This is a genomic window from Rhodomicrobium udaipurense JA643, from assembly GCF_000636015.1.
Lineage (GTDB): Bacteria > Pseudomonadota > Alphaproteobacteria > Rhizobiales > Rhodomicrobiaceae > Rhodomicrobium > Rhodomicrobium udaipurense.
In genome coordinates, this window is the sequence record NZ_JFZJ01000116.1 from 1 (window position 1) to 10,269 (window position 10,269).

General features: G+C 62.3%; 11 protein-coding genes. 2 read left to right on the plus strand and 9 right to left on the minus strand.

The genetic code is table 11. The features are described from left to right. On the minus strand, positions 1 to 315 hold a 315-nt coding region (locus T281_RS13815), incomplete at its 3' end, for an AMP-binding protein (protein WP_155955255.1). A 213-nt stretch (positions 316 to 528) separates the two neighbouring features. Between T281_RS13815 and T281_RS13820 the strand changes: the two genes are divergently transcribed. Beyond that, positions 529 to 981, plus strand: coding sequence for a GNAT family N-acetyltransferase (locus tag T281_RS13820; protein WP_052037502.1), 453 nt, complete (start codon positions 529 to 531; stop codon positions 979 to 981). Continuing rightward, positions 978 to 1,427 (plus strand): Rrf2 family transcriptional regulator, encoded by a 450-nt coding sequence (locus tag T281_RS13825; RefSeq protein ID WP_037240342.1) that lies wholly within the window; start codon positions 978 to 980, stop codon positions 1,425 to 1,427. Before T281_RS13820 ends, T281_RS13825 begins: the two co-directional genes overlap by 4 nt. A gap of 68 nt (positions 1,428 to 1,495) precedes the next feature. Here the strand turns inward: T281_RS13825 and T281_RS13830 are convergent, their stop codons facing one another. Genes T281_RS13830 through had form a run of 8 tightly spaced genes read right to left on the minus strand, consistent with a single transcriptional unit; the run spans position 1,496 to position 9,852 of the window. Then, a complete protein-coding gene (locus T281_RS13830; protein WP_037240355.1) occupies positions 1,496 to 2,212 on the minus strand; it encodes an SDR family oxidoreductase in 717 nt (238 codons plus the stop codon). 6 nt (positions 2,213 to 2,218) lie between these two features. After that, entirely contained in the window at positions 2,219 to 3,061 is an 843-nt protein-coding gene (gene bcrD / locus T281_RS13835) for a benzoyl-CoA reductase subunit D (RefSeq protein ID WP_037240357.1), read from the minus strand. A 21-nt stretch (positions 3,062 to 3,082) separates the two neighbouring features. Next, positions 3,083 to 4,375, minus strand: a complete 1,293-nt coding sequence (bcrA, locus tag T281_RS13840; protein ID WP_013417736.1) for a benzoyl-CoA reductase subunit A — start codon at positions 4,373 to 4,375, stop codon at positions 3,083 to 3,085. A gap of 14 nt (positions 4,376 to 4,389) precedes the next feature. Beyond that, a complete protein-coding gene (gene bcrB / locus T281_RS13845) occupies positions 4,390 to 5,673 on the minus strand; it encodes a benzoyl-CoA reductase subunit B (RefSeq protein ID WP_037240361.1) in 1,284 nt (427 codons plus the stop codon). Between the two features lie 3 nt (positions 5,674 to 5,676). Further along, entirely contained in the window at positions 5,677 to 6,840 is a 1,164-nt protein-coding gene (bcrC, locus tag T281_RS13850) for a benzoyl-CoA reductase subunit C (protein WP_037240372.1), read from the minus strand. 2 nt (positions 6,841 to 6,842) lie between these two features. Beyond that, a complete protein-coding gene (locus T281_RS13855) occupies positions 6,843 to 7,613 on the minus strand; it encodes a cyclohexa-1,5-dienecarbonyl-CoA hydratase (RefSeq protein ID WP_037240364.1) in 771 nt (256 codons plus the stop codon). Next, complete coding sequence (gene oah / locus T281_RS13860) at positions 7,610 to 8,746, minus strand: 6-oxocyclohex-1-ene-1-carbonyl-CoA hydratase (protein WP_037240367.1); 1,137 nt, start codon at positions 8,744 to 8,746, stop codon at positions 7,610 to 7,612. Before oah ends, T281_RS13855 begins: the two co-directional genes overlap by 4 nt. Positions 8,747 to 8,784: 38 nt before the next feature. After that, complete coding sequence (gene had / locus T281_RS13865) at positions 8,785 to 9,852, minus strand: 6-hydroxycyclohex-1-ene-1-carbonyl-CoA dehydrogenase (protein ID WP_037240369.1); 1,068 nt, start codon at positions 9,850 to 9,852, stop codon at positions 8,785 to 8,787. Positions 9,853 to 10,269 lie beyond the last annotated feature (417 nt).

The following is a 10,269-nucleotide window of genomic DNA, read 5'->3' on the forward strand; positions in this document are numbered from 1 at the left end:
CGCGCGCAGAAGCGTGTTGACCGGCACAGGCACAACACCAGCCTTGATCGCCCCCCAGAACACGAAGAAGAACTCGACGCTGTCCTTCACGATCATGAGGACACGTTCGCCACGGCCGATATGAGCCGCATCGAGAAAGTTCGCGGTCTGGTTCACGCCTTCGAAAAGCTCGCGGTAGGTGGTGTCTCCCTTCCGCGTCCGCACGGCGACTTTAGCCGCACGCCCATCGCGAAGGTGCCGGTCGATGAACTCCGACGCGACATTGAAAACCGGCGGAAACGCGATCTCCTCCCCAGCCACGACCGACAGTCCCATCTCCCACCTCTTCCTCTGGCGCGTTTGCGCTTTCATCCCGGCATTTTTTTTCTGACCGGCTCGTCCCGCTTGGGCGCATAAGGTAAACCGGTACTGTTTTACCGTTTTAGGTAAAGCTATTATCAACTTCTTGTCAAGTCTGCGATTCAAGCGCAAATCGGTACGATAATGACACGTTGTCCGAAACGGCCAGGGTTGCGAGGGAGCGGAGCGATGGCGGAAGAACAGCATTTCACTATTCGCCCGGCCTGCGCGGCCGATATCGAGCCGATCATTCGCCTCGATGCTGCCGTTACGACGACGCCGAAACCGGCCTATTGGGAAGCGCTTTTCAAGGATTGCCAGTCGCGGCGGAAGCAGCATTTCCTTCTCGTCGCCGTCAAGGACGATGTCCTGCTCGGTTTCATCGCCGGCGAAATCCGCGCCTGGGAATTCGGCTCGCCGCCGTGCGGCTGGGTCTTCGCAATCGCGGTCGATCCGAATACCCGGCTGTCGGGCATGGGCGCCGACCTTTTCCAGGCAATCTGCGACGCCTTTCGCCGCGCCGGCATAACAAAGGTTCGCACCATGGTGGCTCGCGACGCGCAGCTCGTCATGTCGTTCTTCCGCGCGCAGGGAATGATGGCAGGGCCGTTTGTGGAACTTGAGAAGGATCTCGACGAATGAGGCTTCAGGTCGCGACACGGCACGCCATTTTTTCGGTTCTGGAACTCGCCGCGCAGCCTCATCGCCAAATGTCGGCGGTCGACATCGCGGAGAAATACGCCATCTCGCCCAACCACTTGGCGAAGGTTTTGCGCACGCTCGGCCGTGAGGGGATCGTCGATGCCTCGCGCGGCGTCGGCGGTGGCTATCGCTTTGTCGGCAATCCTAAGCGGCTGACCTTGTTCGATATCATCGCCATTTTCGAGCCCATTGGCCCGACGACCGGCGGCTTCGAGGCGGGCGACGACACGAGCGAGGGACAGGCGTTGCGTCTCGTGATGAACGAGATCGAGGATACGGCCCGCGCGACGCTGTCCTCGATCACCATCGACACGATGTTGAAGATCGCCCGTCGCAGCAAGGGGGCGTCCATCGAAACCGTCATTCGCAAGGCGGCGGGGCAATAGATCAGCTGGCGTGAAGATGAAATTTACAGCGTCGCGCCGCAAATCGGACGCGGCACGACGCTCTGCGCTCAGATATACTGACCTGCATCGACCTTCAGCACCTGCCCGGTGATGAAGCTGGCGCGGTCGGACAGGAGAAACAGCACCGCATCCGCGATGTCGCAAACGCCGGGCAGCTTTTTCAGCGCGCTTTCGTCGAGCGCCTTGCGACGGATGTCTTCGGCGAGGGCAAGCGTCATTTCGGTCAGCACCATGCCGGGCGCGACGGCGTTCACGGTCACGCCCTTCGGCCCAAGCTCGCGTGCTGCGGTTTTCGTCAGGCCGACGAGGCCCGCCTTGGAGGCGGCATAGTTGGCCTGCCCGAATTTTCCCCGCAGGCCATTGATCGAAACGACGTTCACGATGCGCCCGAACCCTTGCGCGCACATCGCCGGAGCAACCGCACGGAGCATCATGAATGCGCCCGTCAGGTTCACGTGCAGCACGCCTTGCCATTCCTCGTCGCTCATCTTCATCAGCGAGCGGTCGCGCGTGATACCCGCATTGTTGACGAGGAGGTCCGCAGGGCGATCGAGCGAGCCGACCGCCGCCGCAACCGCCGCACTGTTCGCGATGTCGACGGCGCGGAACTCCATGCCCGTCAGTTCGCCGTCGGTGCGGTCGAAGACGACGACACGTGCGCCGCCCGCCTTCAACCCTTCGGCAATGGCGCGTCCGATGCCGCGCGATCCGCCCGTCACGATGGCGGTGCGCCCCACGAACGCCTCGTTTTCCTTTCGTGCCATGAGCGATCAGGCCGCGACCGCTTCGAGGCGTGACAGCTTCTGATGCCGGAAGGCCCCCCAGAGAGCGCCGCCGACGGCCCCGGCATAGATCGAGTCCGGGTGGCTTTCGGCCACGAGCGCGACCTTCTCCTTGACGAGCGCCTCGTTCAGCGCCGCAACGAGCCCCGTGTCGAGCGCGAGACCGCCCGTCATCTGCACCACGCCATCCGTCGCGCCGATGGATTTCAACAGCTTGGCGAGCCTCACCGCCATCGACACATGAATGCCCTTGAGGATATTCGCCGCTGAAACTCCGCGCGACACCATGTTGATGACGTCGGTTTCCGCGAGCACAGCGCAGATCGAGGATACGCGCTCGGGGTTGTCGGCCTGCTGAGACAGCATGCCGATCTCGTCATGCGCGATGCCGAGATAGCGCGCGATGTTCTCCAGAAACTGACCTGAGCCCGACGCGCACTGGCTCGTCATCTTGTAGTTCAGCACCTTTCCGCCGCCGTCGATGCGGATCGCGCGGCCGTTGAGAGCGCCGATGTCGAGCACCGAGCGGGCTTCCGGGTTGAGGTACACGGCGCCGCGCCCGTGCGTCGTCATCGAGTAGAAATGCCCCGTCGCGAAGCGCAAGTTTTCCGCGTCGCCGGTCGAGGCGACATACGCCACGTCGCCCGCGGAAACGCCAGCCTTCGCGAGCATTGCGTCGTAAGTCTCGGCAGCCAGCGCGAAGGGATCGCGGCTCCTGATCCGCGCGTACTCCTTGCCGAGCCAACGCGTCCTTTCACCATCAATCTCGAACAGCACCGTCTTGACGCAGCCCGAACCAATGTCCACGCCCGCTGTAATGATAGCACTCATGATCTCGTCCTTTCGGCAGGCTCAGTTCAGGACCGCGCGCACGGCAAAGGCCGCGCCGCCAAGCGCCCCGGTGTAGATGGAGTCCGGATTGATGTTGATCTGCACGTCGCCGTAGTTTTCCTTGATGAGCTTCCGCAGTTCGCGCACCGCAGCCTCATTCTTCGCGACGCCGCCGGTGAAGGTGAACTGGTCCTTCACGCCGCCGGCCCGTGACAGGATCGACATGGCGCGCAGGATGATCGCCCGGTGCAGCCCCGCGAGGATGTCCTCGCGCTTCTCGCCGAGCGCGAGGCGGTCGCGAAGCTCGGCGCCCGCGAACACGGTACAGGTGGAATTGATGCGCACCTGCTTCGTCGACTGCATGGCGAGCGGCCCGAGTTCCTGAAGGCCCATGTTCATCTCGTCCGCGATATAGCCGAGGTAGCGTCCGCAGCCCGCCGCGCAGCGGTCGTTCATCTGGAAGTTCTCGACGATGCCCGCCGGATCGACCTGGATGCCCTTCGTGTCCTGTCCGCCGATGTCGAGCACGGTGCGGGTTCGCGGATACATGATGTGCGCGCCGAGACCGTGGCACAGGATTTCCGAGCGGATGTGCTCCTTCGGGAAGGGAAGGCGCACGCGGCCGTAGCCCGTGCCGACGACGTAGGTTTCTTCGAGCGGGATGGAGAGGGCGGCCTTCACCGGCGCGGCGATCAGCGACTGATCGAGCGATCCCATTTCCAGCGCGCGGACGAACTTGCCTTCGATGTCGCCCGCGGGTGGGCGGTTCTCGACCTCGATGATCGACTTGTCGTAGATGTTGAGAATGAGGTCGAAGGCGAGCCCGGCCTCGCGGCAGACCGCCTCGCCGTTGTGCATGAAATCGCCGCCCGCCAGGTCGCGGAAAAAGTCGGACTTGCGGCGGAAGCCCGGCGCGAACTGCGTCGCGGAGTGCTCGCGAAGCCGCCGAAACGTCTCCGCCAGCGCTTCAATGACGGGCTTTTCGCGCCCGGCGAAGCGCGGACCCTTCACATTGCCGATGCAAGTGCGCTCCAGATCTTCGAGCTGTTCAACGAACTGGATGTGGCGGAAATTCCGCTCAAGCCCGGCGAGGACTGCTTCTGCGGTGTCCGCCGTTCCGGGTACGGCTTCGAGAGCGCGGCGGAACAGCGTCAGCCGTGTATCGACGAGCGCCTCCTGCTTCGAGACCGCAGCGGCGGTGTCGTAATTGGAGCGCGAGTTGGTGATGCCGCGCCCGAGCACATTCTGGTTCTCGTCCATCACCACGGCTTTCGTCGTGGTGGAACCGAGGTCGATGCCGATGAAGCAACGCATGATGGTGTCCTTCCTTACGCTGCCTTGGCCGTGCCGAGACGCTTCTGTTCGATCATCTGGAAGTAGCTTTCCAGACGGTTCTTCACGTTCGCCGCCGAGAAATAGCGCGGATCGACCAGATCGGTTTCGATGAACGCGCCGGGTTTGCCGGTACGCCGCTCGACCTCGTTCATCATCATGAGCTGACCGGCGGAGAAACTGTTGCAGCTCTTGATCGAGTTGATGAGCAGTCCATCCGCCTCGTATTCCTCGATATACTTCGCGAGGATGTCGACGCGCGTCGGGAGATTGCGGTTCGTGTAACAGCCGAGGCAGTAATCCGCGAGTGTTTCGAGTGGGTTATCCGCGTCGTGGCGGAAGCCCAGGTCGTACATCCCGCCGACCTTGGTGTAGCTCGATGCAACGACCACCGCGCCTTCGTCCGAGAACATCTTCCAGAATTCGCGGAAGTGGGTCCAGTTCGGCGGGCCTTCGACCACGAGCCGATAGCGCTGATCGTTGAAGTTCGATCCGTCGGGCGTGATCGGCCCCTGACGCGTATCGATGCGGGCCTGCACTTCCGTGCGCAGCGCGTCGTAATAGGCGATGGCATCGGGAGTGCCGCGAAAGGCGGTGAAGATCGGCCCGATATAGTAGACACCGCCGAAGTAGGCGTCGATGGGCGATGGCTTGTGCTTGCCGGATTCGAGCACCCAGACGAGGTTGTCTTCGGCCTTCGCCGAGTTACGCAGTGCTTCACGCAGTCGGTCGATATCGAACTTGATGCCCGACACCTGCTCAAGCCCCGGAATGATGACTTCCTTCAGCTGCTTGACGATGTAGTCGCGCATGTTCTTTGTCGAATGCCCGTCGCCCTCATACGGCACATGCAGCATCAGCGTGGGGCACTTGTATTCCTCGCGTAGAAGCTCAAACCACTTCATGAAGGTGTAGCAGCCCGTATACGAAAGCAGCAGCACGTCCGGTTTCGGGAAGGGCTTGCCGTTCGGTGCGATGTTACCCGCGCCCATCATGCCGATATCCGCCTTCACATAGGTGCAGACGTCTTCGGAATGGCCCGACTTCTCGGCATCCATGATGTAGTTGCCCGACAGCTTTCTCATGCCGTTCTGGATCGCGTTGATCTCGGGTAGATTGTTCACGATGTCGAAGCAAAGCAGCAGTTCATTGAGATTGCCCGGCACGAAGGTGGACGAGACCTTGCGGCCCGTCTCATGCTTCGAGGTAATGGCCTCGTAGTTGCGCGCGATCATCTCCTTCTGGAGGAGCATCGACGGTTCCTTGACGATTTCGCTCATGTGTCAGCTCCAAAGCTTGATGGAATCGGCGAACGTGCCGGCTTGCTCGCGAACCGGCTGCATCTGCCCGGAGTTCTCGGCGTATTTGAACGAGATGTGCGGGATGCCCTCCTCGGTGAGCTTCTTGCAGATCATCGGGCGGTCGAGCAGGGCGGGGTCGCAGAAGCTCGGCGTCGCGTAGATCACGCCTTCTGCGCCCGCTTTGCGGATCTGATCGACGTGGAACTTGCCCTTTTCGCCTTCGCGCGGGACGTATTTGCACGACGTTTCGACCGAATGAGCGATGTAGGCGGTGGCGAGCGCTTCGAGTGGATCGATGTCGAGCGCTACGTCTTCAGTGAGGAACCGATTGACGAGGATATAGTCGTCCTCGACTACGTAGCAGCCTGCCATCTCGATGGACTTGATGAGGTTCAGCGGCGGCTGCTCGCAGAAGGAGCCGTAGATCGCCACGCGAACGTTGTCGCGCTTCGGCCGATCTTCCTTCTCGGCTGCGGCCATGTAGCGAACGAGAAGCGCATTATGCTCCGCTACGTCGATCATCAGCCCGGCCCGCATGAGCAGATAGACTTCCGACGTCGGCGCCTTCCAGGGCTGGCGCGCACGGAACGTGTAGAGCTGGCGCACGAGACGGCGGTTCTCGTTGTAGAGCGCGATGGAACGCCTGAGATCGTCGTCGCTGACCTTGCGGCCCGTAAGCGTCTCTAGCCCGTCGCGCATCTCCTGCAATTCCGCCACGTAGTAGCTGCCGCCGATTTCAGGATCGAAGTTCTGCGGCGTATCGAAGAACTTGGTCCAGACGTTCGGGAACATGATCTTCCACATGCCCGAAAGGTTGCGGATCACGTCGCAGACGAACGGGAAGATCATGCCATCCACGAAGTCGAGGCGCTTCGTCATGCCGAGTTCGACGGTCGAGCGCGGGATGCGGCAGATATAGCTCTGGTAGAAGGCATCGCCGTGGATGACTTCCAGCTTGTCGCCGCCGCCGAACAGGCCGAGCGGCAGGCAACCCGCCGCGTGGATCAGTTCGAGCGGCGCGTAGAGCGGCAGGAAGCCGACCACTTTGCGACCGGGGACCGCGTCCTTCCAGGCGCGCGCGGCGGTAAAGTCCAGATCCTCGAAGATGGCTTCGCAGCGAGAAACGATTTCGGCTGTCGTCGTCATGGTCAGCGGGCCTCCCATTGGGCCGGGCGTTTCTCGATGAACGCGGTCAGGCCTTCCACTGCGTCCTTCGTGGACATCAGTTTTTCCAGATAGAGATGTTCGAGGTTGCAGAGCTTGGTGCGGATGCGCTCGACCATGTCGAGGCGGGCCGCCTTCACGGCGATGCGCAGCGACGACGGGCTAAGCGCCGCAAGCGCGTGATCGAAATAGGAGAGCGCTGCCGCCTCCGGTTCAGGCGTAATCTCGGAAACAAGGCCGAGCGCGAATGCCTGCTCCCCGGAAATCGAGCGCCCCGACAGAAGAATGTCCTCCGCCGCCGAGCGCGCGATCTTTTCCGGCAGGATGCACGATGCCGGCGGCGCAAACACGCCGAGGATGATCTCGGGTTGACCGAATTTTGCATCCGGAGTGGCGAAGATCCGGCTCCCCGCGATGGCGACTTCCATGCCGCCGCCGAGGCATTGCCCTCGCACCGCGACCAGGACCGGCACCGGAGCCGCGACAAGCCGCATGACGAGTGCGTTGAAGGACTTCAGCATCGCGTCGCACTGGTCCGGCAGATGCTCCTGCACGCTCGCGCCAAAGCTGAAATGCGGCCCCTCGTGATCGATAAGCACGGCGAGGATCGCCGTATCGCTCATATGTGCGTCGAGCGCAGCCGTCAGCGCGGCGATCATCTCCGCATCGACGATGTTCGCCTTGGGACGCGCGAGCCGCAACCTGAGAAGCGCGCCCCCCCGGTCGTGCCATACTTTCAGCGGTTCGATGGTCATTTCGCCCCCCGCGCGGCCGGAAGAAGCGCCTCGGTCAATTCCGGCGTCCACGGCGCACCGGCCGCAAGCGCCTGCCGCAGCGCGATGAAATCGATTTCGCGGTCGTCCTTGGTGCCTTCGTTGAAGGCGCGGAACCCGGCGCGCGCCTCCGTCATCATGTTGAGCGCGAGCCAGGCGCGGCTGTTCTCCTTGTTCGCGTTCCAGGCATTGATCTTGGGCTTCCGCAGTTCCTCGATGGTCTTCGTGAAGCAATCCGGGAACGTCAGCAGGATCTTGCCGCAAAGCTCCTCGATCTTGGCGTCGAGCAACGAGAGATCGACCGTGCCCTTCTTCAGCACGTCCTTGCCCGCCGCCAGTTCGACGCCCGTCTTGGGTTCGCCGTGGACGATGCGGCCGTATTCATCGACATAGCGATCCGTGATGACGAGCGGGTTCGCGACGAAGCGTCCATCGACCTTGAGCGCGGGCACGATGTCCGTGATCATGCCGAGCCGATAGGCCTTGTGCGCCGTCCATGGTTCGCAAAGCGAGCCGGACACCATCGCCATTTCCGCACCGACCATGACGGGCAGGAAATCCGTAGCGCCGCCAATCGGGGCCGATCCATGCTTCGGCCCAGCCTGACCGAAGCGCGCCAGATCCTGCGCGATGGTGAAATCGCAGGCCATGCCGATTTCCTGGCCGCCGCCGATGCGCATGCCGTTGACGCGGCACACGACAGGCTTGTCGCATCCGAGGATCGCGGACACCATGTCGTTGAACAGGCGCATATATTGCCGGTATTCCTGCGGATTTCCGGCGTAATACTCGGCGTATTCCTTGGTGTTGCCGCCGGTGCAGAAGGCCCTGTCGCCCGCGCCGGTAAACACAGTCGCCACCACGTCGCGCGCATTCGATGCCGCGCGGAAGGCAAGGATCACGCCTTTGACCATCTCGGTGGTGTAGGAATTGTACTGCGCGGGATTGTCGAGCGTGATCCACGCATTGTAGAGGCCGGGTACGATCTCGCCGTCCGGCGTGCGAGCGGGCCGCTTTTCATAGCGAACGCCGGGTACCACGATTTCAGCCAGATTGTGATCGTGCAGGGCTTCGGGAGCCGTAGCTCTCGCTATCGACGCTGTAGTCAGGGTCATTTCCTCAGTCTCTTCTTTTCGTTCGGTGTCATTGCTGCTCAGGGGACGAGAATGGCGCGACGCGTAAGCTTGTGCTCATGCGCCATGGCGAAGATCTCGTTGATGCTGTCGAGCGGATGGCGCTCGATGAAGGCGGCAAGTTCGATCTTGCGGTCGAGGACGAGGTCCAGCGCGCCCGGATAAAGCTCCGTCGCGCAGCCCCAGTTGCCAAGCGCGCGGGCGTGGAACGCCATCAGGTTCGAGAGGCGGACCTCGACCTTATCCATGGTGAAGCCGACGACGGCGAGCGTTGCGCCATGAACGAGGAGGCTCCACGCAGTCGACTGACCGGCCGCCGTCCCCGAGCATTCGAAGATCACCCATTCGCGCGTCGGAAGGCCGTGGCCTTTTGCAAACCCGGCGATCTCTTTCTTGAGCGCCTTCGGGTCGACGCTGCGCGCATTGAATGTCTTGGCGACGCCATGGGCAGCGATCGCGGCCAGCTTTACGTCATCGACGTCGATGGCGACGACCGTGCCACCGAAGGCCGAGGCGACCTGCGCGCAATGACCGCCGACGCCGCCAACCCCGATCACGATGCAGAGGGTGCCGGGACCGACACCCGCTTGAATGACGGCCTGATAGGGCGTTGTGACCGCGTCCGCGACGACGGAAACATCGGCGAGTTTGAGCCCCGCAGCTTCAAGGCGGTTCTCGTCGACAGCGCAGAGCCCGAACGATGGCGCGGAGATGTGGGAAGCGAAGCCGCCCTCGATATCGTTGCCGGGCATGACCTGTTTCGCGCAGATCGTGCCCTTGCCGCGCTTGCAAGCATCGCAGGTGCCGCAGGGAATGACGGCGGGGATGATGACGGCGCGGCCGAGCCAATGTTCGGCGCCTGCCCCAGCGGCGACGACGCGTCCGCTGATCTCATGGCCAAGCGTCAGGGGCAGGGGCTGGTTCGTGCGGACACCATCGTAATAATACCCGAGATCCGTATGACAGACGCCGCAGCCGGCGATCTCAACCGTGACCTCGCCCGCAGCAGGTGCGCCAAGTTCGAACGACTGCCGGATCAACGGTTCCCCGACACTCGTCATCACCCATCGGTATGCTGCTATCGGCATTTGCCCCTCATCGCGTTTCGTTATTTACGCATTAGAGTACCTCAATACCGTTTTAGGTCAAGCAAATTTGAACCATTCCACAAAGAGGGCGTTAGCGTGAAGGCGATGCCCTCGTGACGATGATGTTTGCTGCCGGTTTGAAGGGCCGAAAGGCTTTGGAGCGCGCGGACGTCGACACGCCGCCTCGGCTCGCACCCGCACCGATACTGGATTGCTTGAAGGGCTGTAAGTTTTGGGTGTCGATCAGTCTCACTGCGTCAAATCGGGTCCGAGTTACCGCACCCTGCTAAGCGAAGCCGGCTATCGGCGTAGAAAAGCGTGCAGCAGTTCGAGCCGCAGCGCCAGCGAGCGGCAGCTATGCGAACGCGATCAGATCAGGCGCACAGCTCGATTGATCGAGCCGCCGCCGTCGCCGAG